Source organism: Bradyrhizobium sp. 195 (assembly GCF_023101665.1).
Classification (GTDB): Bacteria; Pseudomonadota; Alphaproteobacteria; order Rhizobiales; family Xanthobacteraceae; genus Bradyrhizobium.
On sequence record NZ_CP082161.1, the window covers coordinates 2,649,071 to 2,674,039 of the forward strand.

21 protein-coding genes and 1 pseudogene are annotated in these 24,969 nt (G+C 60.4%); 11 read left to right on the top strand and 11 right to left on the bottom strand.

The features are described from left to right. Positions 1 to 371: 371 nt before the first annotated feature. Positions 372 to 779 (bottom strand): tautomerase family protein, encoded by a 408-nt coding sequence (locus IVB26_RS12335; protein WP_247971903.1) that lies wholly within the window; start codon positions 777 to 779, stop codon positions 372 to 374. A gap of 215 nt (positions 780 to 994) precedes the next feature. Between IVB26_RS12335 and IVB26_RS12340 the strand changes: the two are divergent. The 7 genes and pseudogenes from IVB26_RS12340 to IVB26_RS12370 all read left to right on the top strand — a co-directional run. Beyond that, positions 995 to 2,617, top strand: a pseudogene (locus IVB26_RS12340) (long-chain-fatty-acid--CoA ligase); the annotation flags it as partial. Positions 2,618 to 2,877: 260 nt separating this feature from the next. Further along, positions 2,878 to 3,750 carry a 3-methyl-2-oxobutanoate hydroxymethyltransferase gene (gene panB / locus IVB26_RS12345; protein WP_247971904.1) on the top strand — a complete coding sequence of 291 codons (873 nt, stop codon included), beginning with the start codon at positions 2,878 to 2,880 and terminating at the stop codon, positions 3,748 to 3,750. A gap of 412 nt (positions 3,751 to 4,162) precedes the next feature. Then, positions 4,163 to 4,966: a glutathione S-transferase family protein gene (locus tag IVB26_RS12350; protein WP_247971905.1), complete on the top strand. Its 804-nt coding sequence runs from the start codon at positions 4,163 to 4,165 to the stop codon at positions 4,964 to 4,966. Positions 4,967 to 5,055: 89 nt separating this feature from the next. Then, positions 5,056 to 6,183: a Re/Si-specific NAD(P)(+) transhydrogenase subunit alpha gene (locus tag IVB26_RS12355; RefSeq protein WP_247971906.1), complete on the top strand. Its 1,128-nt coding sequence runs from the start codon at positions 5,056 to 5,058 to the stop codon at positions 6,181 to 6,183. An 11-nt stretch (positions 6,184 to 6,194) separates the two neighbouring features. Beyond that, entirely contained in the window at positions 6,195 to 6,512 is a 318-nt protein-coding gene (locus IVB26_RS12360) for a proton-translocating transhydrogenase family protein (protein WP_018317801.1), read from the top strand. A gap of 39 nt (positions 6,513 to 6,551) precedes the next feature. Next, on the top strand, positions 6,552 to 7,949 hold the full coding sequence (locus IVB26_RS12365; protein WP_247971907.1) for an NAD(P)(+) transhydrogenase (Re/Si-specific) subunit beta: 1,398 nt from the start codon (positions 6,552 to 6,554) through the stop codon (positions 7,947 to 7,949). 377 nt (positions 7,950 to 8,326) lie between these two features. Then, the gene (locus IVB26_RS12370) at positions 8,327 to 9,310 is read left to right on the top strand and encodes a LysR family transcriptional regulator (RefSeq protein WP_247973142.1); all 984 of its coding nucleotides are present in this window, start codon (positions 8,327 to 8,329) and stop codon (positions 9,308 to 9,310) included. 100 nt (positions 9,311 to 9,410) lie between these two features. Here IVB26_RS12370 and IVB26_RS12375 read toward each other — a convergent pair whose 3' ends face one another. From IVB26_RS12375 to IVB26_RS12390, 4 genes are all read right to left on the bottom strand, one after another. Continuing rightward, positions 9,411 to 10,169, bottom strand: coding sequence for an SDR family NAD(P)-dependent oxidoreductase (locus IVB26_RS12375; RefSeq protein ID WP_247971908.1), 759 nt, complete (start codon positions 10,167 to 10,169; stop codon positions 9,411 to 9,413). After that, positions 10,132 to 10,764 (bottom strand): glutathione S-transferase family protein, encoded by a 633-nt coding sequence (locus tag IVB26_RS12380; protein ID WP_247971909.1) that lies wholly within the window; start codon positions 10,762 to 10,764, stop codon positions 10,132 to 10,134. The genes IVB26_RS12375 and IVB26_RS12380 overlap by 38 nt, the downstream gene beginning before the upstream one ends. Before the next feature lie 23 nt (positions 10,765 to 10,787). Continuing rightward, the gene (locus IVB26_RS12385) at positions 10,788 to 11,375 is read right to left on the bottom strand and encodes a TetR/AcrR family transcriptional regulator (RefSeq protein ID WP_247971910.1); all 588 of its coding nucleotides are present in this window, start codon (positions 11,373 to 11,375) and stop codon (positions 10,788 to 10,790) included. An 80-nt stretch (positions 11,376 to 11,455) separates the two neighbouring features. Beyond that, entirely contained in the window at positions 11,456 to 12,298 is an 843-nt protein-coding gene (locus IVB26_RS12390; RefSeq protein WP_247973143.1) for an AAA family ATPase, read from the bottom strand. A 359-nt stretch (positions 12,299 to 12,657) separates the two neighbouring features. Between IVB26_RS12390 and IVB26_RS12395 the strand changes: the two genes are divergently transcribed. Further along, positions 12,658 to 13,833: a vWA domain-containing protein gene (locus IVB26_RS12395; RefSeq protein ID WP_247971911.1), complete on the top strand. Its 1,176-nt coding sequence runs from the start codon at positions 12,658 to 12,660 to the stop codon at positions 13,831 to 13,833. A gap of 51 nt (positions 13,834 to 13,884) precedes the next feature. On the opposite strand, the gene fabF is transcribed toward IVB26_RS12395, so the two are convergent. Then, positions 13,885 to 15,144: a beta-ketoacyl-ACP synthase II gene (fabF, locus tag IVB26_RS12400; protein WP_247971912.1), complete on the bottom strand. Its 1,260-nt coding sequence runs from the start codon at positions 15,142 to 15,144 to the stop codon at positions 13,885 to 13,887. Between the two features lie 257 nt (positions 15,145 to 15,401). Beyond that, the gene (locus tag IVB26_RS12405) at positions 15,402 to 16,139 is read right to left on the bottom strand and encodes an SDR family NAD(P)-dependent oxidoreductase (RefSeq protein ID WP_247971913.1); all 738 of its coding nucleotides are present in this window, start codon (positions 16,137 to 16,139) and stop codon (positions 15,402 to 15,404) included. 149 nt (positions 16,140 to 16,288) lie between these two features. Between IVB26_RS12405 and IVB26_RS12410 the strand changes: the two genes are divergently transcribed. Next, complete coding sequence (locus IVB26_RS12410) at positions 16,289 to 16,861, top strand: TetR/AcrR family transcriptional regulator (protein WP_247971914.1); 573 nt, start codon at positions 16,289 to 16,291, stop codon at positions 16,859 to 16,861. Between the two features lie 193 nt (positions 16,862 to 17,054). Here the strand turns inward: IVB26_RS12410 and IVB26_RS12415 are convergent, their stop codons facing one another. The 3 genes from IVB26_RS12415 to IVB26_RS12425 form a co-directional block, all read right to left on the bottom strand. Next, positions 17,055 to 19,124 (bottom strand): 3-hydroxyacyl-CoA dehydrogenase NAD-binding domain-containing protein, encoded by a 2,070-nt coding sequence (locus IVB26_RS12415; protein WP_247971915.1) that lies wholly within the window; start codon positions 19,122 to 19,124, stop codon positions 17,055 to 17,057. A gap of 106 nt (positions 19,125 to 19,230) precedes the next feature. Further along, entirely contained in the window at positions 19,231 to 20,166 is a 936-nt protein-coding gene (locus tag IVB26_RS12420) for an electron transfer flavoprotein subunit alpha/FixB family protein (RefSeq protein WP_247971916.1), read from the bottom strand. After that, positions 20,166 to 20,915, bottom strand: a complete 750-nt coding sequence (locus IVB26_RS12425; RefSeq protein WP_247971139.1) for an electron transfer flavoprotein subunit beta/FixA family protein — start codon at positions 20,913 to 20,915, stop codon at positions 20,166 to 20,168. Before IVB26_RS12425 ends, IVB26_RS12420 begins: the two co-directional genes overlap by 1 nt. A 387-nt stretch (positions 20,916 to 21,302) precedes the next feature. Between IVB26_RS12425 and IVB26_RS12430 the strand changes: the two genes are divergently transcribed. Beyond that, positions 21,303 to 22,454, top strand: a complete 1,152-nt coding sequence (locus IVB26_RS12430; RefSeq protein ID WP_247971917.1) for a hypothetical protein — start codon at positions 21,303 to 21,305, stop codon at positions 22,452 to 22,454. Between the two features lie 207 nt (positions 22,455 to 22,661). On the opposite strand, the gene IVB26_RS12435 is transcribed toward IVB26_RS12430, so the two are convergent. Beyond that, positions 22,662 to 23,990 (bottom strand): SCP2 sterol-binding domain-containing protein, encoded by a 1,329-nt coding sequence (locus IVB26_RS12435; RefSeq protein ID WP_247971918.1) that lies wholly within the window; start codon positions 23,988 to 23,990, stop codon positions 22,662 to 22,664. Positions 23,991 to 24,509: 519 nt separating this feature from the next. Here IVB26_RS12435 and IVB26_RS12440 point away from each other — a divergent pair. After that, positions 24,510 to 24,968, top strand: a complete 459-nt coding sequence (locus tag IVB26_RS12440) for a (2Fe-2S)-binding protein (RefSeq protein WP_247971919.1) — start codon at positions 24,510 to 24,512, stop codon at positions 24,966 to 24,968. Position 24,969 lies beyond the last annotated feature (1 nt).

Sequence of the window (24,969 nt, forward strand, 5' to 3'; positions counted from 1 at the left end):
AAGGTGGCCTTCGCGATCGTTGCGGGGCGCAGGAGTAGTGACGCGGTCGCTGGAGGCGAGGAGGGACCGGACCGCTGTCGCCGGAGACGGCAACTAAGTTGTAAATGCCATCGCGGCCGAAGGCCTCCCATCCGGCGCGTTTGCGGTGCAAGGAGCCGTTCGGCCGCAACGGCAGGCCGAGCTGTCGCGTGGACTGGCGGCGTCTGCAGTGCCTTCGGATGTGCAAGTTGGTGCGAGGGGCAGCTTCCGTAAGCCGCTGGGATCAATTCGTTCTTTTGCGGTCGAGCTCCCAGGAGCGCCCAGCATCGCGGCCAGCGGATTGGCCCGCGTCCGCCGGCACGATGCAATCGCACCCAATCGACCGGTCGGCGTCAATGCCCTTTCGAGGCCAGCACCTTCTTCATCCAAGCCTCTTCCTCCCCGACCCTTGGAAGAATGAATCCGGCCTCCATCACGTTGTCCGGATTTACTTCATCGAGACCAGCGATGATATCGGAGGTCGGGATATCCAGCACACGCGATACGAGTGATGAGTATTCTGCAAGGAGTTTCGCTTTTGCCTCGGCGCCTCGTCCTTCGCGAATGGTTGTCGCTATCAGCAGTCTCTTTGCCGGCGTTCCGCCCACAAACACGCTTTCCAATTCCTCGAAGACGACGTTGACCAGCCATCTGGCTCCGCCCGCCACACGCAAATGCATTTCCACCAACGCTTCGGCGATCTCATGCTTCTGCCCGGAGCTGATCGCGCCGCGTTCACTCATGATCCTGTAGATTGGCATGTCGTCTCCTGCCGCCTTGCTGCTTTTTGAAATTGTGCGGAAAGATATCACGACCCAGCAGCGCGGGTTCTATGGCCGTACGCGCCAAAAAATTGACGTTGTGCGCCAACTCCTATGTTTCGTTTTACCGCCCGACGGCCGCATGTTCCAATCGAGGTAACAGACGTTGATCGCTTCCGATTGAACGGAAGTGGCAGGACCTATCGGAGGGATCCATGTTGGGCTTAATGCAAGACTGGCCTTTGCTGTGTCAGCGGATCATTGATCACGCCGCAGCTTGCCACCCGAATCGCGAGGTGGTGACTCGGTCGATCGAAGGACCGATCCATCGGACCAATTACGGCGAAATCAGAAAACGTGCCCTAAGAGTTGCCCAGCGGCTGGATCGCGACGGCATTGTGCTTGGCGATCGGGTGGCGACATTGGCCTGGAACACTTGGCGACACATGGAGCTCTGGTATGGAATCATGGGGATCGGCGCCATTTGCCACACCGTGAATCCCCGCCTGTTTCCCGAACAGATTGTATGGATCATCAATCACGCAAAGGACAGAATTCTCTGTGCTGACGTCACATTCGTGCCGCTTCTCGAAAAGCTGTCTGCACAACTCGAATCCGTCGAGCGCTTCGTCATTCTGACGGATCGCGAGAATATGCCGAGAACGTCTTTGCGCGGTGCCGTTGCGTACGAGGAATGGATCGATAGCGTCGACGGCGACTTCGCCTGGAAGTGCTTCGACGAGAATACCGCCGCTGGCCTGTGCTACACGTCGGGCACCACAGGGAATCCGAAGGGCGTCTTGTATTCTCATCGGTCAAATGTACTTCAGTCGCTGATGACCGCTCAAGCAGACGTGATGGGTTTAAGCTGTAACGATACCGTCCTTCCGGTCGTTCCGTTATTTCATGCCAATAGCTGGGCGTACGTATTCCAGGCGCCAATGGTGGGTAGCAAGATTGTATTCCCTGGCGCGAAGCTCGACGGCCCATCCGTATATGAGCTGCTCAGGGACGAGAACGTGACGTCGACGGCAGGCGTCCCGACGGTCTGGCTCATGCTTCAACAGCATATGGAATCGGAAAACTTGCGGCTGCCGTCGCTTAAAAGTCTGACCATCGGTGGGGCGGCGCCTCCACCTGCGATGATCGAAGGATTTGAGCGAGTCGGAATTGCTGCACGGCAGGGCTGGGGTATGACGGAGATGGGGCCTGTCGGTTCGATCGGGTACCTGAAGCCGCCGTTCGAAAAGCTGAATGGCGCCGAAAGGCTTGCCCAGCTTTCGAGTCAAGGTTTTGCACCGTTTCTCGTCGAGATGAAGATCACCGACGACGTCGGCACGAAACTCCCCCGCGACGGAAAAGCATTCGGTAGACTGAAGGTGCGTGGCCCAAGCGTCGCCAAGGCGTACTTTGGCTTGAATGACCAAATTTTGGACGAGGAGGGCTACTTCGACACAGGAGACGTCGCAACGATCGACGAGCACGCGTACATGCGCATAACCGATCGATCTAAGGACGTTATCAAGTCAGGCGGCGAATGGATATCGTCGATCGAGATCGAGAATGTCGCCGCCGCGCACCCTTCCGTGCAGGAGGTTGCGGTGATTGCCGTCCCACACCCGAAATGGGGCGAGAGGCCGCTTCTCGTGGTCCAGATCAAGACGGGTGCGGAGGCGTCCAAGAGCGCCATTCTAGCGTATCTCGAGGGCAAGATCGCGAAGTGGTGGATGCCTGACGACGTTGTGATGGACTCAATTCCCCATACGGCGACGGGGAAGGTCAAGAAGTCGGAGCTTCGTGAGCGTTACCGCAATCACCAACTTCCCGGCGCATCGGCTTCCTCCCGGCCGCTGCCGGATAGCGAAACGTCCAAGTCGGGGCGGGCCAGCGGTCACAGTTGAGATCTGTCACCGCGCGACCGGTGACGATCCGCAATTCATGGATGAATTGCGTGGCACCATAAATCGATCTGTTCAGCTTTCTTCGGGCCAAATATTCATTCGAAGTGAAAAGTCTGTGCTTGGCTTGCCCGCTCTCAAGGCACTCTAGAGCGATGGACCGGTTAGGGCGATCAGAGGAAGAGATGGGTGCGACGTAGATGAGCCATACTCCCGAGGCGCCCGTCCGGCGAGTTACGATTCCGATGCTCGAGGTTTGGAAGCGGGATGGTCGACGACTGGTTATGACCACCGCCTACGACGCAGTGACCGCCCGCATAGCTGATCCCGTCGTCGATGTCATTCTCGTCGGCGACAGCGTGGGCAACGTTTGCCTCGGATACGATAATACGCTTCCGGTCAGCATGGCCATGATGAATCACCACCTCGAAGCAGTCGCACGAACGAGGCCGAGAGCCCTGCTGGTGGCCGATATGCCGTTCCTCAGTTTCCATCTCAGCATCCAAGACACGATACGCAATGCCGGCGGGTTTCTGCAGCGTGGAGCCGACGCCGTGAAACTCGAGGGCGGAGCGAAGCGTCTCGAAATGGTTCGCGCCTTGGTCGATTGCGAGATTCCGGTTATGGGCCATCTCGGCCTGACCCCGCAGAGCGTCAACGTGATGGGCGGATTCAAGGTGCAAGGTCAGAAGGCCGACGATGCTTTGCGTCTGCTCGACGACGCTCATCGTCTGCAGGAGGCTGGTTGCTTCGCGCTCGTTCTGGAGGGAATACCGGCCGAGCTGGCAGCCCGAGCGACGGAAACGCTGACCATTCCTACGATCGGTATCGGAGCGGGACCGGCCTGTGCGGGCCAGGTTCTTGTGCTCCATGATTTGCTCGGCTTGGTCGAAGGCCGCCGCCCGAGGTTCGTTCGCACCTACACAGACGGCTTTGGCCAGTTGCAAGAGGCACTCTCACGCTGGGCTGCGGATGTTCGCGATGGCGCATTCCCCTCTGCAGACGAATCCTATCGTCTTCCTGAAAGCGCTAGCCCTGCCATCGCCAACTGGACACCGTCTCGCCCGACTTGATGCGGATCAGACCTCGCGGCTTTCTGCGCGATGAAGAGCTCTGTCGAAATGCGGGCGTCGCCATTCTCTTCGCGGCGGAGGTACAGTGGGGGAGACGAGGAATAGTGCTGCGGTTTCCATCTGGTCCATAACCGGCGTCTTATGCATCATGCGTTCGCGCCATGTTTTAGCCAAGTAGGTCCACGGTTCGAGCGTAGACACCATCTTCGACACACCATTCCGGTCGTAAGGACCACACCGGTACCTGGATTGCGCGGCCTCGCGCTCCCGGACAAGTGCCTGCCGGACCCAGGTTCGCGGTGCCCTATTCATTGGTGAGTAGGGCGATATGCAGATTTTTGATTGCCCAGATTTCCGCTAGGCCTTTAGTCCTCTGACACGTCCCAGGGACCGCTTCTCTCAGTGGCTTACAATGGCTGACCTTCGCATTTTTTCGTATCTGCCGAACCCAAGAGTTTGGAAGGCGACCATTGCGGGCAGATTCGCCGGAGTTGAAATCGAGATCAAAGGCGCTCTCGCCAAAGAATTGAAGAGCTGGCTTTGGGATTACAATGCCGCTCCCGTGGCTTCCTACGAATGGCACGCGTACTCGCCGCTCGCTCGAACTGGCATTGTAGGGCTGGCAGGAGAGCGCCTGTTCAAGACAGAAGCGTTCATGGATGCCCATCCGTTCGGCAACGTTCCTGCCGCGTTTGCTCCGGGCGGAAAAATCGGCATCTTCGAATCGAATAGCATCATGCGAGCGGTGGCACGCCTGAGCAAGACCGATTTCCCTCTCTATGGGCATGATGCTTACGAGGCTTCCAGGATCGACAGCTTCCTGGATGTGAGCCTGATTTTTGCGCGGGACGCTCAGATCTACCTTCTCGCACTGTCGGACGGGACACTGGACGCGACGGTCCACGCGAGAGCTCAAGAAGCGTTTTCGATCTACGCCTCGGGACTTGAGCAAGCGCTCTCGTCCGCCCGCCAGGTGCTGGTCGGCGACAACATTTCCCTTGCCGATATCTGCTTCGCCACGGAGTTCGCTCTCTTCATGAACGAACATTCTCGGCGGCGTCAGCTGGAGGAGCTGGGCCTAAGCAGAATACTTCACCGTGGTGTCCGAAACGAGTATCCACGCATGATGAGGCACTTCGGTCGTTTGTTGAAGCACGAGCATTTCTCTGCAGACCTTGGGTCATACGTAAATAAGCTGTCCGCAGCGGCGGCCTGATGCGACGGCATGCAGTATTGTCCACAACTCGACCCGCCGCGTTCGCCGTGGGTTTATAAATCGTACTTGAGGGCGCCGCCGGAGGGCCTATGAAGATCGCCGTTGCCAAGGAAATCGATCCGTCGGAGCCGCGGGTCGCCGCTTCGCCTGATACGGTGAAGAAGTTCAAGGCGCTGGGCGCCGAGATCGCCGTCGAGCCGGGCGCCGGCCTCAAGTCGGGCCTGCCGGATTCCGAATTCACCGCCGTCGGTGCCACCGTCAGCGCCGACGCGCTGAAGGATGCCGACATCATCATCAAAGTGAAGCGCCCCGAAGCCTCCGAGCTGTCGCAGTACAAGCGCGGCGCGCTCGTCGTGGCCATCATGGATCCCTATGGCAACGAGGCCGCGCTGAAGACGATCGCCGATGCCGGCGTCGCCGCCTTCGCCATGGAATTGATGCCGCGCATCACGCGCGCGCAGGTGATGGACGTGCTGTCCTCGCAGGCGAACCTTGCCGGTTACCGCGCCGTGATCGAAGGCGCCGAGGCCTTCGGGCGCGCCTTTCCGATGATGATGACGGCGGCCGGCACCGTACCTGCCGCAAAAGTGTTCGTGATGGGCGTCGGCGTCGCCGGCCTCCAGGCGATCGCGACCGCGCGCCGTCTCGGCGCGATCGTGACCGCGACCGACGTGCGGCCCGCAACGAAAGAGCAGGTCGAATCGCTCGGCGCAAAGTTCCTTGCCGTCGAGGACGAGGAGTTCAAGAACGCCCAGACCGCCGGCGGCTACGCCAAGGAAATGTCCAGGGAGTATCAGGCCAAGCAGGCCGCGCTGACGGCCGAGCACATCAAGAAGCAGGACATCGTGATCACGACTGCGTTGATCCCGGGCCGGCCCGCGCCGAAGCTCGTGTCGAGCGAAATGGTCAAGTCGATGAAGCCCGGCTCGGTGCTGGTCGATCTCGCCGTCGAGCGCGGCGGCAATGTCGAGGGCGCCAGGGCCGGCGAGGTCGTCGACCTCGATGGCATCAAGATCGTCGGCTACACCAACGTGGCCGGCCGCGTCGCCGCTTCCGCGTCCAGCCTCTACGCGCGCAACCTGTTCTCCTTCATCGAGACCATGGTCGATAAGAAAGAACAGAAGCTCGCCGTGAACTGGGACGACGAGCTCGTCAAGGCCACCGCGCTGACCAAGGACGGCGCCGTGATCCACCCGAACTTCCAGCCGAAGGCTTAAGGAGATCCGCCATGGAGCATGCTGCACAGGTCGTCGACCCCTTCATCTTCCGGCTGTCGATCTTCGTCCTCGCCGTTTTCGTCGGTTATTTCGTGGTGTGGTCGGTGACGCCGGCGCTGCACACGCCGCTGATGAGCGTGACCAACGCGATCTCCTCGGTGATCGTGGTCGGCGCACTGCTCGCGGGCGGCGTCGCCAACGTCTCGAGCGGCTCGGGCTGGGCGCGCGCCTTCGGCTTCGTCGCGCTGATCTTCGCCTGCGTGAACATTTTTGGCGGCTTCCTTGTCACCCAGCGCATGCTGGCGATGTACAAGAAGAAGTCGAAGTAAGCGGCCACCTCGGGCTGAAGGGATCAATGGGGACCTGAGATGAGCGCCAACCTCTCTGCATTTTTGTATCTCGTGGCGGGAGTGCTGTTCATCCTGTCGCTGCGCGGGCTGTCGAGCCCGGCTTCGTCGCGCCAGGGCAATCTGTTCGGCATGATCGGCATGGCGATCGCAGTCGCCACCACGCTTGCCAACCATCCGCCGGCAGACGGTCTTGCCTGGGTGCTCGTTATCGTCGGCATCGCGATCGGTGCCGCGATCGGTGCGGTCATCGCCCGCCGTGTTCCGATGACCTCGATGCCGGAACTGGTCGCCGCCTTCCACTCGCTGGTCGGCATGGCCGCGGTGCTGGTCGCCGCCGGTGCGTTCTACGCGCCCGAGGCCTTCGACATCGGCACCCCCGGCAACATCCATCCGCAGAGCCTGGTCGAGATGTCGCTCGGCGTCGCCATCGGCGCGCTGACCTTCACCGGCTCGGTGATCGCGTTCCTGAAGCTGTCCGCCCGCATGAGCGGTGCGCCGATCATCCTGCCCGCCCGTCACATCATCAACATCGCGATTGCGGTGGCGCTGGTGTTCTTCATCGTCCGCCTCGTCCTGACCGGCGGCGCGTTCGACTTCTGGCTGATCGTCATCCTCGCGCTGGCGCTCGGCGTGCTCATGATCATCCCGATCGGCGGCGCCGACATGCCGGTCGTGATCTCGATGCTGAACTCCTACTCCGGCTGGGCCGCCGCCGGCATCGGCTTCACGCTCGGCAATTCGGCGCTGATCATCACCGGCGCGCTGGTCGGCTCCTCGGGCGCGATCCTGTCCTACATCATGTGCCACGCGATGAACCGGTCCTTCATCTCCGTCATCCTCGGCGGCTTCGGCGGTGAGACCGCCGCGGCCGGCGGTGGCGGCGGCGAGCAGAAGCCCGCCAAGCTCGGCTCGGCGGACGATGCGGCCTTCATCATGAAGAACGCGCAGAAGGTCATCATCGTGCCCGGCTACGGCATGGCGGTGGCGCAGGCCCAGCATGCGCTGCGCGAGATGGGCGACATCCTGAAGAAGGAAGGCGTCGAGGTGAAATACGCCATTCACCCGGTGGCGGGCCGCATGCCCGGCCACATGAACGTGCTGCTGGCCGAAGCCAACGTGCCCTACGACGAGGTGTTCGAACTCGAGGACATCAACTCCGAATTCGCGCAGGCCGACATCGCCTTCGTGATCGGCGCCAACGACGTCACCAACCCGGCGGCCGAAGAGGACAAGACCTCGCCGATCTACGGCATGCCCGTGCTTCAGGTCTGGAAGGCCGGCACCGTGATGTTCATCAAGCGCTCTCTGGCGTCTGGTTATGCCGGCATCGACAACCCGCTGTTCTACCGCGACAACACCATGATGCTGCTCGGCGACGCCAAGAAGGTCACCGAGAACATCGTCAAGGCGATGTAGCGGATTTCTCAGGCAACTCGTCCAATAGGTGTAAGGGTTCTTGCGAAGCTTGCCAGGCAGAACAGATCACCACGAGACGAATTCGGCTCTCTAGCGCACAGGACAGAGCTGAGGTTACGCAGCCGGTGTGTCCTGTTCACAACCTTCACAACCGCGAGAACATGCATTGAACGTGTGTTCAATTGTTCGTTTCAACCGATCTGTGCTCAATCCGCCGCTTGACGTTTTGCATGATAAGCATCATCCTGTGTAAAAGATGACGAGCGTCATTTAGCTCCGCTCGCACGTGTCTCGAAGGGGTGGAAATGGAGAACGTGGTGAGTGGCGAAGCTGCGCGCGGCGGACCTTTCTCCGAAGCGGAGCCCCGCAACACGGGGATGGAGGCGACTGGTAGTAGCCAACACAAACCTCGCTTGACCGAAACCAATTGGGATCTGTTCAGGCTCTTCTTTTCAGTGGCCCGAACCGGAAGCGTCAACAGGGCCGCCCGGGACTTGGGCATGAGCCAGCCGACTCTGAGCAGGCGCTTGAAGGAGTTGGAGCGGAATATCGGTGCGCCGCTTTTCTTTCGGGTCTCGTCCGGAGTGAAACTTACCCAGGAGGGACAGGACCTACTCCGCTCGGCGGAAGAGATGGTTCGTTCTTTCGAGGAGTTTCACCGGGATCTGTCCCTGCGGGTCGGCCATCGTTCGACCGCCGTCAAGATCTCCGCAACCGAAGGCCTGACCAAGCACTGGCTGCTGCCTCGCGTCAAGAAGTTGCGCGCGCTGAGTCCTCAGATCCGACTTGAGATCAATTCCACTGTCGAGCAGCAGAACCTTGCCACCAGCGATCTCGATCTGGTCATTCGGATAGGACATCCGGGTGACAGCGAACTCATCGGTCGCCGCGTCGGAACCATCGCCTTCGGTCTATTTGCATCTGACAGCTATTTGGCGGAGCGTGGAGCACCGAGGTCCCTGAATGAGCTGGTCGACCATGAACTGATCGGAAGCACGGCGGAGTACGGGAGGCTTCACAACGAACGGACGAGTCATATCTCGTTGTTGACGGCCTTCAATTCGGCTGCGAACGCCCGGAGTACATTGAAGCTCGTGCCGGTCGTCAATCATTTCGCTGCGACGGCGGAAGGTCTCGGCTTGGCATTTCTGCCGGTGCCGTTTGCCTTAGCCGAAGGCTTGGTGCGTGTGCTTCCGGACGAGGCTACCATTTTGGATTTATGGCTGCTCCGCCGCCGCGAAAGCGACCTCAGAAAGATGACCAAGCAGGTCTGGCGCTTTCTGGAAGCGGAATTGACTGACACCAAATCGTGGTTTGTCGGTCAGAGGCCGGCTCAGAAGCGACTGCAGCGGGTTGCTTGATCCAGTTCGGTTAGCCTTAGCACCTTAGCTCGTCTGCGCGGAACCGACGCCGGGAGCAATTTGGTCGTCTGGTCCGTCTCTTTCGGCTATTCGGTTAGCCTTACCAAGCCTCGCCGAACGGGCGTAGTTCGACAAGGAAAGACCAGGTCGACCGGTCCTGGTGGGCGACCCGAAACATCTCCTCCGCTATGGCGGCAGGCTTTGCGAAGAAATCGTCGGGCTTGTCCGCCGCCAAAATCGGGCGGGTGCGCGGAGTGTCGATCGCCGCGTCGATCATGAAGTAGGCGACATGAATTCCCTTCGGCCCGAACTCACGCGCCATTGATTCGGCCAAAATGCGCTGGGCCGCTTTCGTTGAAGCGAAGAATCCCCAGTTGGCCTTTCCACGAAAGGCGGACGTGTTGCCAGTTACCAGGATTGCGCCTTTCCCGGCCTCCAGCATCTGCGGAATGGTCTCGCGGGAGAGATGGAGCAGCGCGGTCGTATTGACCCGAAAGTTCTTCTCCAAATCGTCGGGGTCCATGGTAAGGATGCTTCCCCGCGTTGCACGCAGAGCATTGTGAACGACGACTTGGGGAGCACCCATCTCGGTCCTGATGAGGGCGAGCGTCTGGACCAATGCTTTGAGATCACCGACATCGCAAGGAAAGGCCCGCGCGCCCTCGTACTTCGATGCCAAATTGCGAAGGTTCTCCGCATTGCGGGCTATCATCGCGACCCGATAGCCGCCCTCGCTGAAACGCCTGGCGATCTCTGCGCCAGTGCCGTGCTCAGGACCGACCCCGGTGACGATGCAAACTGGATTTTTCATATGGGCCTCCTCAGAGCTGGAAAGACGGGCGCGCCGAAACTTTGGCAAACCAGGTCGCGACGGCAGGATAGCGCGCGCCAATATCCATGTTCAGCGCGTTGGCTGAGCGTATGGCGAAGAAGCCGGTGATATCCGCGACGCTGAATTGGGGGCCGGCGACGAAGGCGTTCTTCGCCATGTACGGCTCCACCCGACCGAGAAAGATTTCCATCATTTCGCGCCCACGAGTGACCAGTGCGGGTAGTTGCGGCAGATCATTCCGCGTGCCCGGCACAACTCGACCGGCGAAAATCGGCAGGGAATTGCGCACGGCGTGCAGCATCGGAATAAGGCCGTCCAGTTCGAACCGCCGCAACCACATGTCGACCACGGCGCGCTCGGTGCTCGTGCGCCCAAAAAGAGCTGGTTGCGGGTATATTTCTTCGAGATAGCGGCAAATCGAGAGGGACTCCGCGATGACCGTGCCGTCGTCCAATTCCAAGAAGGGGACGCAGTGAAACGGATTCATCTCGGTGAGGGCGAGGGTGAACTGCGCCCCTTCCCGGACGTTCAGTTGTTCGGTTGGCAGATCGAGGCCTTTCTCGGCTAGGAAGACACGGACGCGTTGAGCGCTCGCCGCAGGTCCGAAATCGTAGAGCTTCATCGTCGTCCTTTTCCTTCGGGCTGCTATTTTTCAGTTGCCTCGCGGCATTCCACAAGATCGAGAATGCTCCGTTGGGCCGCGCGCAATATCTTGTCAGACATCGGGCGATCTCTCGCGACTCGCGAAAGAGCGACCGCTCCGACCATCGTGCAGACGATGGCAATGGCGGATTCGTCGGGGTGATCGCCTTCCACCAGGTGAGCCACTTTGTCGAAGTGCTGGGAGAGATAGCTCGTCATGACGTCGCGCGTTCTTCGATCGCTTCGCGCAACGTCTCCAGCCAGCGCCGCTACCGCACATCCCACACTCCGATCGTCTCGGTGCGCCTTGCTGAGATAGGTGTTTAGCAGCGCTTTGAGGGTCCGCGGACCGTTCGTGCTTCCCAGGCGCGCCGATTCCGGGCCACCTTCCGAGAGAGCCTTTGCCAAGGCATCGGCGATCAACTCATCGCGCGAGTCAAAATGCCCGTAGAACCCGCCGTGCGTCAGCTTTGCCGATTTCATGAGCTCGGCAATGCTGAGGCCGTCCAATCCCAGCTCTCGGATCCGGACTGCGGCGGCATCCAGAATGCGCTCCCGACTTTTCGCTTTGTCCGCTTGGGAGTGGCCCATCTAATCTGCTCCGGTCAGAATAATCGGAGACCTGAATATCAAGAACTCCGACTGGCGGCCAATATCGAATTCTCGAAGCGTTAGACCTCTCGCCGGCCGAGGAACGCCAGCCGCTCGAACAGGTGCACGTCCTGCTCGTTCTTGAGCAGCGCGCCGTGCAGCGGCGGGATCAGCTTACGCGGATCGCGCTCGCGCAGCTGCTCGACGCTCATGTCCTCGTTGAGCAGCAGCTTGAGCCAGTCGAGCAACTCGGACGTGGACGGCTTCTTCTTCAAGCCGGGCACCTCGCGCACCTCGAAGAAGATGCGCAAGGCCTCCTCGACCAGACGCTTCTTGATGCCGGGGAAGTGGACGTCGACGATGCGGCTCATGGTGTCCGCGTCGGGGAACTTGATGTAGTGGAAGAAGCAGCGGCGCAGGAAGGCGTCCGGCAGCTCCTTCTCGTTGTTGGAGGTGATCATCATGATCGGGCGCTGCTTGGCCTTGATAGTCTCGCCCGTTTCGTAGACATGGAATTCCATGCGGTCGAGCTCGAGCAGGAGGTCGTTCGGGAATTCGATGTCGGCCTTGTCGATCTCGTCGATCAGAAGCACTGGGCGCTGCTCGGCCGTGAAGGCCTCCCACAGCTTGCCGCGCTTGATGTAATTGTTGATGTCGGAGACCCTGCTGTCGCCGAGTTGGCTATCGCGCAGCCGCGATACAGCATCGTATTCGTAAAGGCCCTGCTGTGCCTTGGTGGTAGACTTGATGTGCCAGGTCAGGAGCGGCGCGCTCAGCGCGTTCGCGACCTCTTCAGCAAGCACAGTCTTGCCGGTGCCTGGCTCGCCTTTGATGAGGAGTGGGCGCTGCAGCACGATCGAGGCATTGACGGCCACTTTGAGATCGTCGGTTGCGACGTAGTTCTTCGTCCCGGTGAATTTCATGACCATCAGATTTGTTGGAGCGGGTAGTAAGCAAGGTATGCTCTGAATAGCGGCAGCTTTACAGGGGAATCAAGTCTTCGGCCACTCGGCCACTTCCAACAGCCGCGCATGTTCATGGAGTGACTCGCCGCAAAGTCGACCAGTTTCGGTGATCTGCCCGAGCGCAGCCCGACGTGGTTAAAGTCGCATGATTCAAATGCTTTGTGCCTTACTCATCCAGGACGATTGATCGACCATCGTCGGAGCAAGAAGCAATGGGCGGGGCTATTCACCGATGAAGTGTACTTATTCTCGTTTGTCGATCGGGCGCGCTAAGATCCGGGATAGTTTCACCCGGATACTCGGATGGTTCATCTATCATGTTCCTGCAATTCTTCACTTCTCTGCGCGACGCGCAGGTCCCTGTGACGCTGCGCGAATACCTCACGCTGGTGGAGGCGCTCGACGCTGACCTTGCGGACTACTCGGTCGAGAATTTCTACTATCTGTCGCGCACCGCGTTGGTGAAGGACGAGCGCAACCTCGACAAGTTCGACCGCGTCTTCGGCACGGTGTTCAAGGGGCTGGAAAACCTGCTCGACGCCGTGGAGAAGGCGGAGATCCCCGAGGAGTGGCTGAAGAAGCTCGCCGAGAAATACCTTACCGAGGAAGAGAAGAAGCAGATCGAGGCCATGGGCTGGGACAAGCTCATGGAGACGCTGAAGAAACGCCTCGAGGAGCAGAAGGGCCGCCACCAGGGCGGCTCGAAGTGGATCGGCACCGCCGGCACCTCGCCGTTCGGCGCCCACGGCTACAATCCCGAAGGCGTGCGCATCGGTCAGGAGAAGAACCGCAATAACCGCGCCGTGAAGGTGTGGGACAAGCGCGAGTTCAAGGACCTCGACGGCAATGTCGAGCTCGGCATCCGCAACATCAAGGTGGCGCTGCGGCGCCTGCGCAAGTTCGCCCGCACCGGTGCGCCTGATGAGCTCGATCTCGACACCACCATCCGCGAGACCGCCAATCACGGCTATCTCGACGTGCACATGCGCCCCGAGCGGCGCAATGCGGTGAAGCTATTGGTGTTCTTCGACATCGGCGGCTCCATGGACGCGCATATCGAGCAGGTCGAGGAGCTGTTCTCGGCGGCGAAGAGCGAGTTCAAGCACATGGAGTATTTCTACTTCCACAACTGCCTCTATGAAGGCGTGTGGAAGCAGAACAAGCGCCGCTTCACCGACCGCACGCCGACCTGGGACGTGCTGCACAAATACCCGCACGACTACAAGGTCGTGTTCGTCGGCGACGCCTCGATGTCGCCTTACGAGATCATGGTGCCCGGCGGCTCGGTCGAGCACGTCAACGAGGAGCCGGGCTCGATCTGGCTCGACCGCATCATCCGCACGTATCCGCATTCGGTGTGGCTGAACCCGGTCGCTCAGAAGCATTGGGACTATTCGGAATCGACCACCGTCATCAAGCGCATCTTCGCGGGCCGCATGTTCCCGATCACCGTCGAGGGTCTGGAAGCAGCGACGAAGGAATTGACGCACTAGCCCGGAGCTGGCCGGCTAGAACCCAGCGAAGAGAAGTACGCGCACGTCCCCCTACCAGCGCTTGAAAATGACGCTGGCATTCACGCCGCCAAATCCAAAACCATTCGAGATCACGTGATCTATCGCCATATTTCGAGCCTTGGGTCCGACAAGATCGACGCCTTCCGCTGTCTCGTCTGGATTTTCCAGATTGAGGGTAGGAGGGGCTACCTGATCTCGGACGGCGAGGATCGCGAAGATGGCCTCGGCCCCCCCTGCGGCGCCCAGCAAATGACCGGTCGCCGACTTCGTCGCGCTGACGGCGATGCCGCCGTGGGTTCCGAAAACGGATTTGATAGCGGCCAGCTCGGAGTTGTCGCCGACCGGGGTCGAAGTCGAGTGCGCATTGAGATGCTGCACGTTGCGCGGATAAAGTTCGGCCTGCCGCAAGGCCGCTTCCATAGCTCGCCGCGCGCCCGAGCCATCCTCAGGTCCCGACGTGATATGATGCGCGTCAGCGGAAGTTCCATAGCCGACGAGTCCGGCGATCGGCCGGGCCCCGCGTGCTCGAGCGTGCTCGAGTTCTTCGATCACCAGAATTCCAGCTCCTTCGCCCATGACGAAGCCATCGCGGTCCCGATCGAATGGGCGGGACGCCTGCGAGGGCCGGTGATTGAAGCGGGTCGAGATCGCGCGGGCCGCCGCGAAACCTCCAAGGCTGACGAGATCGATGCAAGCTTCGGCACCTCCGCAGATCGCCACGTCGGCCTCACCCGCGCGGATCAATCGAGCCGCATCGCCGATCGCCTGTACGCTGGCGGCGCACGCGGTTACGGGGGCGCCGATTGGCCCTTTGAAGCCGTACTGTATCGAAACGTGTCCGGCGGCGAGATTTGCCAGAAAGGATGGTACGGTGAACGGAGACAGGCGGCGGATGCCACGTTGATCGGTGGTCCGTACCGCTTCGACGATGGCCGGAAATCCGCCAATTCCAGAAGCGATGATCGTCGCTGTCCGCTCCTGAGAGCGTTCGTCCGTAGGGGACCAGCCAGCCTGCTTGACTGCCTCTGCAGCTGCCACCAACGCGAACTGAATGAACCGATCCATTTTCCGCTGTTCTTTGGGCGGGATCGTCCGATCGGGATCGAAGCCGCCATCGAAATCATCGTCTTTGGTCGGCACGAGTCCGGCAACTCTCCCCGGCAGCGAGGAAGCCCACTCGGGCAGGACGGTCAGCCCGGACTTGCCGGCAAGCAGCCGGGACCACGCCAACTCCGTACCGCAGCCGAGCGGAGAGACAAGCCCCATTCCTGTGACTACTATTCGGCGCATGTCAGGACCCGATTCTTGATGATGGATGGTCGATTGCCGGAGCGAGGCGAGATCCCGAGCGTGCGTCAGCAGTATCGGTTCTTCTCGAATTTTTCTCCGGCGACGAGGCGGCGCTCTCACCTGTGATAGGGAGCAGCGCTCTACCCCTGGCAAGCTACGCACCCCCAAGCTGCCAGAGTAGCTACGAAATTTCAAGTAACTATCGGTGAAAAATGGGCGGCCGGGGCTCGCTTCGGCGCCGAACCGCCCATTGCGGCCTAATCGATGGCGTGGACCATGGTGGCCAACTTCGCCTGCAATCCCGCCGGGTCCGCCTTGAACGCGGCCGCGGCACCTTCGGAGAGCGCACCCGGAAAAACCTCGTCTTGCCCCGCCTCCAGGGCATCCAGAGTGTGGACCGCGACTTCGTTGGGCGTCAGCTTCGGATCCGGCATGGACTTTCCGAGCGGTGTATCAACCTGCACCGGCAATACCGCCAGGACTTGAGATCCACGATTCTTCAGTTCCGCTCGCAGGACACGCGTCAACGAGAGTGCCGCCGCCTTCGAGGCCGAATAGGTGCCTGCTTGTGGAATGGTCGCGAGGGCCAGGAAGCTCAGAATGTTGATTACTGCGCCGCCGTTCAGCGCGGGCGTATTCTTGAATGCCTGGGCAAGGGCCAGAGGTCCAAAGTAGTTTACCTCCATCTCTTCACGCGCCAGTGCAAGATCGCTCACGGACAGTGCGCCGTGGCCTCCGAGAAATCCTGCATTGTTCACGAGCAGGGTCACATCGGATGCCGCCGCCGCTGCCTTGGCGACCTGGTCGGGCTTGCTGACGTCCAGTTGGACCGCGATCAATCGCCGGTCGTCCTTGAATAATGCCTCTGCCGAACTGACGTCGCGTACTCCGGCGTAGACTTTCGATGCGCCACGTCTGAGCAACTCCTCGACGAGAGCTCGCCCGATTCCTCGGTTCGCACCAGTCACCAGGGCAACTGAACCTTCAACCTTCATTCTCGATCTCCAAAGTCCCTGTAATTGCCGGCAGTCGACAGCCGCTCAGGCCAGCGTTTCTCATATTCATTGCATTTGCAATGAATGGTTTAATTGCGTACGTAATCTATGGATGTCAAGGTCCCCATCAACGCCCGAGCCAGCAAAGAATGAAAGTGTCCAAGGCCCAGGCGGCCGAAAACCGAGCTTCAATCCTCGATGTCGCCTCCAGGCATATGCGAAAGGGCGGTTTTGGAGCGATGACGGTGGGGGAGGTCGCCAAAGCTGCGGGCCTTACCCATGGGGCGCTCTACAGTCATTTTTCCTCGAAAGACGCGCTCTCGTCGGAAGCTCTCGAGGAGGGCTTCCGCCAATGCCATTCAGACTTCTCCCAGTTGGCGCTTGACGACTTGTTGAGCCAATATTTGTCGCTGCAGCACCGGGATTCCCCGGAGAGCGGCTGTCCCATAGCCGCGCTGGTCTCGCAAATTTCTCAGCAAGACGGCGCCGTCCAAGAGGAGTTCGCCGCCGGATTCGACGGCTTCGTGGGACTGGTCAAAAACGAGCTGAGGGCTACCGGCAGATCAAACCCGGAATCCCGAGATCTCTCGCTTTTCGCTGTCGCCGCGCTTGTTGGAGCGCTGGCAATTTCGCGAGCTTTGAAAGACGCGAAGCCGGCGGCTTCTGAAACAATGCTGGGGGTCGTTCGTCGGCAGTTATCCCGGTTCTTACGTTCGCCATAGTCCGACAAAGGCTGGAGCCGACTTTGCGATTCACGGCATGACCGGCCCTGCCTCGGGTCGATCCGCGTTGCCGATCGAAGTCTCGATCCACCAGCTTTGCCGCCCGGAAGCCGGCAACAACGGGGACTTACCCGCCGACAGGAAGGTCAGCCTCAGAGCGGGAAGGGCATTCGCCCGCTCCGAGGCCAGCAACTCAGGTGAATTTCGCGTTCTGATTGGCCAGCTTCTTCAGCAACGGTGCCGGCTCGAGCGACGGATCGTTTGCTTCCTTCGCATAGTACGACAGCTTGTCAGCGATTGTCTTCAGCCCGATATGGTCGGCGTAATACATGGGGCCTCCACGATAGACGGGCCATCCGTACCCATAAAGCCATACCACGTCGATATCGCTTGCTCGAGTCGCGATGCCTTCTTCAAGGATTCGCGCTCCTTCGTTGATCATCGCATATGTCGTCCGCTCCAGGATTTCCTCATCGCTGATCGTGCGCCGCTTGCGCCCGAGACGCATCAACGTCTGATCGATCAGTTTCTCGACTTCCGGATCGGGAAGGGGAGCGCGCGAGCCGCTTTCATACCGGAAAAAGCCCTTTCCGGTCTTCTGTCCGAAGCGGCCAGCCTCGCATAAGGCGTCTTCGATCTCCGACTTGATGCCACGATCCTGTCGCGAGCGCCACCCGATATCTAGTCCGGCGAGGTCGCCCATCGCGAACGGACCCATCGGCATTCCGAACTTGGTCAGGGCGGCATCTACCTGCTGAGGAAGTGCGCCGTCGAAAAGCAGCTGGCTGGCCTGATGCTGCCGGGCCATGAGCATGCGATTGCCGACGAAGCCGTCGCAGACACCGACGATCACCGGCACTTTTCCGATCTTCCGCGCCAATGAAACTGCAGTTACCAGCGCGTCGGGCGCGGTGCTCTTGGCGCGGACGATTTCGCACAGTTTCATCACGTTGGCCGGGCTGAAGAAGTGCATGCCGACCACGTCCTGGGGACGCCCGGTCTCTTTGGCGATCTCATTGATGTCCAGAAAGGAGGTGTTGGTCGCCAGGATAGCGCCAGATTTCGCGATCTTGTCGAGCTGTCCGAAAACCTCCTTTTTGATCGCCATGGTTTCGAATACAGCCTCTACGATGAGGTCGGCTTGCCCGGCGTTGTCGAGACCGACGGCTCCCGTGATGAGTGCCATGCGCTTCGCAGGCGCATCGGCGGGAATACCACCCCGGGCTGCGGTGGCTTCATAGTTTTTGCGGATGACGCCCAATCCGCGATCGAGCTGCTCCTTGCCGGTCTCCACCAAAGTGACAGGAATGCCTGCGTTCGCGAACGACATCGCGATCCCGCCCCCCATGGTGCCGGCGCCGATGATCGCCACGCCCTCGACCGAACGCGGCTTGGTGCCGGTCTCGACACCGGCGATCTTCGCTGCCTCTCGCTCGGCGAAGAAAGCGTATCGCAGAGCCTTCGATTGATCGCTGCTCATCAGCCGGAGGAACAACTCTCGTTCTTTCTTCAGCCCCTGCTCAAAGGGTAGATCCAGCGCATGGCCGATTGCGTCGGCCGCAACGAACGGCGCCTCCAATCCTCTGACCTTCTTTGTAATTGCAGCCACCGCGCCGGTGAAGATCGAGCGGTCCGATCGAGCCGCGGCCAGCTTGGTGTCATCGTCGCGCAACCTGCGAAGCGGGCGCCTGTCGGCAAGGAGCTTTCGAGCGAAGGCTTCGCCGCCCGAGGCTGCCTCCTCGACCACCTCCTCGATCAATCCGTTCTGAAACGCTTCGTTGGCGCCGATGGGGTCGCCGCCGATGATCATTTTAACGGCAAGTTCTGGACCCACTGCGCGCGGCAGGCGCTGTGTGCCGCCGGCGCCTGGCAATAGACCGAGTTTGACCTCGGGCAGGCCAAGCTTCGAACCCTTATCCGCCACCCGGAAATGACACGCCAGGGCGACCTCAAGCCCCCCACCGAGAGCGGTGCCGTGAATTGCCGCGATGACGGGCTTCGGGCTGCTCTCAATCGCGGTCAGGACCTCATCGAGGGCCGGCTTCTTCGGAGGCTTGCCGAATTCCGTGATGTCGGCTCCGGCGATGAACGTCCGTCCTGCGCAGGTCAGCACGATGGCCTGAATGGAGGGATCGGCGATGGCCTGTTGGACGCACTCCAGAATGCCGCCGCGTACTGCTGCACTGAGCGCATTGACGGGAGGGCTATCGATGGTGACGATGCCTACGACGTCGTGGGACTTCAGGCTTACGACAGTGCTCATCGATCTCCTCCATATCGCCGTCCTGGACGGCGTTTGCCGTTGGAATTGCCGGGTACGTTGGGTCGCATTCGCGCGCCGAACGGTGCATGGGCTGGCGCCACGTGCATTACTTGCCGAGTTCGGCCGTCAGCTCCGGAACCGCCTGGTAGAGGTCGGCGACCAGGCCGTAATCGGCAACCTGGAAGATCGGCGCGTCCTCGTCCTTGTTGATCGCGACGATCACCTTGGAGTCCTTCATGCCGGCCAGATGCTGGATGGCGCCGGAAATGCCGACGGCGACATAGAGCTCGGGGGCCACGACCTTGCCGGTCTGGCCGACCTGCCAGTCGTTCGGCGCATAGCCGGCGTCGACCGCCGCGCGCGAGGCACCGACGCCGGCGCCCAGCTTGTCGGCGAGCGGCTCGATGTACTTTGCGAAGTTCTCGCGACTTTGCATGGCGCGGCCACCGGAGACGATGATCTTGGCCGAGGTCAGCTCGGGGCGGTCGTTCTTCGCGACTTCCTCGCCGACGAAGGACGACAGGCCGGGATCGGCCGCTGCAGCCACGCTCTCGACGGGCGCGCTGCCGCCTTCACCCGCGGCGGCGAAGGTCGAGGTACGCACCGTGATGACCTTCTTGGCGTCCTTCGACTTCACCGTCTGGATGGCATTGCCGGCATAGATCGGACGCTCATAGGTGTCGGGCGCGACCACCTTGATGATCTCCGAAACCTGCATGACGTCGAGCAGGGCTGCGATGCGCGGCATCACGTTCTTGAAGCGCGAGGTCGCGGGCGCGACGATGGCGTCGTAGCCGGGCGCCAGCGAGACGATCAGCGCAGCCAGCGGCTCGGCGAGATCGTGCGCGTAAAGCGCGCCATCGGCGAGCAGCACCTTCTTCACACCTGCGAGCTTGGCGGCCGCATCTGCCGCGGCTTTGGCGTTCTCGCCGGCGACCAGCACCTCGACATCCGCGCCGAGCGCGGCGGCCGCGGTCAGCGCCTTGTTGGTCGCATCCTTCAGCGACGCGTTGTCGTGTTCGGCAATCAGAAGCGTCGTCATCAGAGCACCCCGGCTTCGTTCTTGAGTTTCGACACCAGCTCGGCGACGTCCTTGACCTTGACGCCCGCCTTGCGGCCCGCCGGTTCCGTCGTCTTGAGAACCTCGAGACGCGCGGTGGCGTCGACGCCGTAATCGGCGACGGTCTTCTCCGCGATCGGCTTCTTCTTGGCCTTCATGATGTTGGGCAGCGACGCGTAGCGCGGCTCGTTGAGACGCAGGTCGGTGGTGACGATCGCCGGTCCCTTCAGCTTGACGGTCTGGAGGCCGCCGTCGACTTCGCGGGTGACCTTGAAGTCAGAACCTTCGACCTCGAGCTTCGAGGCGAATGTCGCCTGCGACCAGCCGAGCAGCGCGGCCAGCATCTGGCCGGTCTGATTGCTGTCGTCGTCGATCGCCTGCTTGCCGAGAATAATCAGGCCCGGCTGCTCTTCGTCGGCGATCTTCTTGAGAATCTTCGCGACCGCCAGCGGCTCGACGGTACCGTCGGCCTTCACGAGGATGCCGCGGTCGGCACCCATCGCAAGACCGGTGCGGATCGTCTCCGACGCCTGCGCCGGTCCAATGGAGACCACCACGACCTCGGTGGCCTTGCCACCTTCTTTCAGGCGCAGGGCTTCCTCGACCGCGATTTCGTCGAACGGGTTCATCGACATCTTGACGTTGGCGAGTTCAACGCCCGATCCATCGCCCTTGACGCGGACCTTGACGTTGTAATCGACCACCCGCTTTACCGGCACTAAGACCTTCATCGAGTAGCCTCCATTTGGAAGAATTCGATAAGTTCCATAAAAGAACTTGTCAAGAGGATGCAAGCGCTCTGGCAAGCAGGACAGTTCGGCGGCCAAATCGGCTGCACGTCGTGAACGACCGCTTATTCATTTTTGACTAGGCGCTGCTCGAAATGCGCGGCTCGACCGGGTTGCAGGAAACACACCTACTTTCTCACCCTAGGTTCATCCTCGGAAATCGATCCGTTCGTCATGCGCGACGACCGGATCACGCTCCCAGGAAAACCAATGAGGTGGACGTTGGAGCAGCGAACTTTGTATCCGGATCGATCGAACCAGGAGGCTAGAGAGAGGTCTCATAACTTCGGTCCGATCATCGCTGCATATGGATCTGACGACCTCGTGAGAATGGCGGACACACTGGCGATCGGACTCGCCATAGAGATGGAGCCGACGACATGGGAAGGCATCCGGACGGCCGGCGAGTCTGCGCGACCAGCGGTCCTGAAAATTCCGGGTGTCCCGGCCGCCATTGAGATTGACTCGTCCGGGAGGTTGCGTCCGCTTCGTCAGCACGGCTTTCTGGTCGGTGACGAGATCGACAAGCTCATGACATCCGCAGGCTTACGGAGCCGGCTACATCGTCTGAGATCGAAAAGCAGAGATATCGCTTTCGATTTGCTCGCGCCACTCACTCTTCCGGGGCGCTTTCCGTCTAGAACAGAGTTCCGGTCCGTATGCAGATGGGCGCCTCTCATCGAAGTGTTGGCATATGCGCTGGCAACTCGCTATCTGGCGGCCCTGGAAGACTTAGGTGAGCGCGCGAGGGTCGAAGCCAATACCACATTCAGTGTCGGTGAATGCAACTATTGCGCAATAGCTCACGCGATGGCTCATTTCGCCCTGATGAGCAGCGACGCTCCTGAATACTGGTTGGCTGAAGCGGCCAAATCATCGACCTTGAATGGGTGGACTCCTAGCCTGGGATTCACGCGAGCGCGCACAATATGGTTGGCGGCGGCCGGAGCGAAGTCGGCGGCCGCGTTCGGACCGACTGCCTTGGAATGTTATCTCAGGATGTTGGTCACCGCGCGCCACGCGTTCCGGATCTTTGACGCTCTGTTCGGCTTGACCGCTATCGCTCTCAGCCATGATCACGTGCGTGAAGAGGTACTGCAAGCTGTTATGTATCACGCGCAGATGGTTAGTGACCGATCTGTCGACGACATCGATTGTGTGACGCTTGCTTTTCGTTCCGCGATCGAAGTGTTGAAGTGGCGCCCCGGCGGACACTCGCCTGTAGCCGCGCTCGATCGCCTCGGTTGGCGCCGTGACCACGAGGGAGACGGCCTTGCTTCGCCGCCGGCCTTTCGTCTCGATCCAACCGAAACCGCACCGAATGGCATGATGCTCGGCTTCAGCGCGCTTCCGGCGATGTTGAAAGCCTCGCCGGCCCAGCATTATCCAAGATCCAAAGCGAGAGTTTGCCGGCTCAAGCTTCGCGAAACGGAGATGCTACAGATTGCGAGACGAGCCTGGCTCCTTCATCCCACAGAATAACACAATGAAAAAAAACCGGCCGCTTTCGCAGCCGGTTAAGTAGTCCGAGCCAGATCTCGCCGTCTCCTGGGCCGGACCGGGAGGTTGCGGGAATAAAACATTGAGATGATGGCTTAGTCAATTCTAAAAAAGAACTAAAAGGTTCGAACCTGCGGCCAGTAGGCGCCCGAGCTGCACGCCTACGGCTTGGCTCGCAACAGTGTTTTGTCATTTCGGGAAGCAGGCGCCGAAGGCCTTCAGGAGTTGAAGAGGACCCTTCAATCGAATCTTTCTCTGCGCGAGCGCCAGGACGACCGAGAGCTGACCATTCAAAGTCTTCAGCCAAGCGGCTGAGTCCGCCTGAATGCGCAAGTCCGGGGTACCAATGAGGCCGTCGGTGACGGTCAGCTTCTGATTTTTGATAACCACCGTGGCCTCCTTGGGCTCTTGGCCCGTGAAGACGAAGTGGTAGGTGGCATTCAAGCCCTTAGCCCTATTACGCTGGAAGGTAAGCCCCATTCCGAAGAGAAATGCGCCGATACTCGAGGCCCGGGCACTCGAGCGTACAAACCGAAGCGACTTGTGCGGGAACATCTTCGCGGCGTGACTTGCTGCATCGGAATCCCGGACGACATACAGCGGCTCGACTTTGTCCTGCAACGGTTTGACGATCGTTTCCACGTGCGCTTTGCGGTCTGACAAGTAGCCGGCCATGACGTCTTCGCCGGCAGGACAAACCGCGACGCAATAGGCCGCATTGTAGTTGGGGCCGTACGAGAGGCTCTGCCAGCGCTTGACTGTTTCTGCCAGCGGTTGGCGTTCACGGTAGTCCTTGGCGGACTTCGCGTCCGCGATGTCCTCGATCCATTGTGCGAATCCGCCCATGAACTGCTGGTAGTTGTGGTTGAGGCAGGAAGAAAAATCGAAATAGCCATCGGGCTTGATCGCGCCGACCGGACAGGCGACGACGCAGAGCCTGCACTCGAAGCAGGGATTGTAGTCGAGTGGCTTCGACGGCGCCTCTATGTCGAGATCGACCAGCACGGTGCCCAAAAGGATAAAGCTGCCGAATTTGGGATGGATGACGCTGCGATGGATGCCGCGCTTTCCAACGCCGGCAGCTTCGGCAATGAGCTTGTGTGAGACGACCCATCCCCGTTCCGGGTATTTGTCGAACTCCATGGGGAATGCCATCGGCGGGTTCATCGCCGAGATGCCCATGTCCTCCAGCCGCCGAACGAGCTCGCGCGCGATATCGTCGACCTCGTGAGAAATCTTGTGGAACTCGTTATTGGACGCTGAACGCGCGGGTGAACGGATGGGACCGCGATTCATCCTGCTCACGATGCTCACCGCCAATCGCGCCCCCGCGAATGCCCGTCGGGCGTGAACCGCTTCGTCCTTTACCAGGGGGTCATCGAGGCTGACGATACCGCAATCATCTGCACCGCATTCCATGACCAACGCCTTCAAAGCATCGAGGCTAAGGGCTGCAGGCGGTGCCGGAGGGTTGAGCCGTATGCGTTCGGCGATCGGGTGGTCTTTAAGTCCCGCCATGCTGGTCTCCTTGATCTGAAGGCTGCATCTGAAGGCTGCGTGCACCCGCGCGCGGTGCGCCGGACCCAATTACGGGCATATGATACTATCACGTTGTGCAGGCAGGTAAACTGCCATTTCATTGAGGTTCGTTTGGCGATTTGATGCTAAGGGCCTGGAGCACCGAGTCTGATCCGTACGCCCGATGCACGACAGCTCCGAACTGGTCTTGCGTCGGTGTTCGCCGAAAGCATGATAGACGTTATCTGAGAGACGGACCGAGCGACGAGGGGGCCCTGCGGGACCGAGCGTCGTGCTGCGCACTGCTTCCGAAAATCCAAGGTGTAGAACGGTTCTGCCGAAACGCGCTTCGCGGCAATTCAGCGGTAAAGCAAAGCTATTCGATTCTGAATTGGCCGAGGCCTCCGTAACGACCTATTCGTCAAGAATACGTACCAGGTTCGACACATCGGATCCGGCGGCCGCGGTGCTTGGAGAGGCAGGCAGGTGCCGTTGTTCGCCACTACAGGAGCATTCGCAATGCAGTTGACCGTCAACAGTAAGCGCTACGATCTGGATGTCGAACCGGAAATGCCGCTCCTTTGGGTGCTCCGAGACGAGCTTGGTATCTCAGGGCCGAAGTACGGTTGCGGGGCGGGCCTTTGCGGTGCGTGCACCGTTCATATCGACGGTACCGCGGTTCGTTCCTGCTCGATCAACGCTGGTGAGGTCCGCGGCAGCATCACGACAATCGAGGGTCTGGGCACTCCCGCAAACCTGCACATTGTTCAGCAGGCTTGGATCGAGCACCAAGTTGCGCAGTGCGGTTATTGTCAGTCCGGCCAAATGATGACTGCAGCGGCCCTGCTATCGAAAACCCCCGATCCGTCAGACACCGAAATCGCCGACGCCATGAGCGGAAATCTTTGTCGCTGCGGCACTTATACTCGCATCCACAGCGCCGTCAAAACTGCTGCCCAGATGATGAAGGGGAAATAAC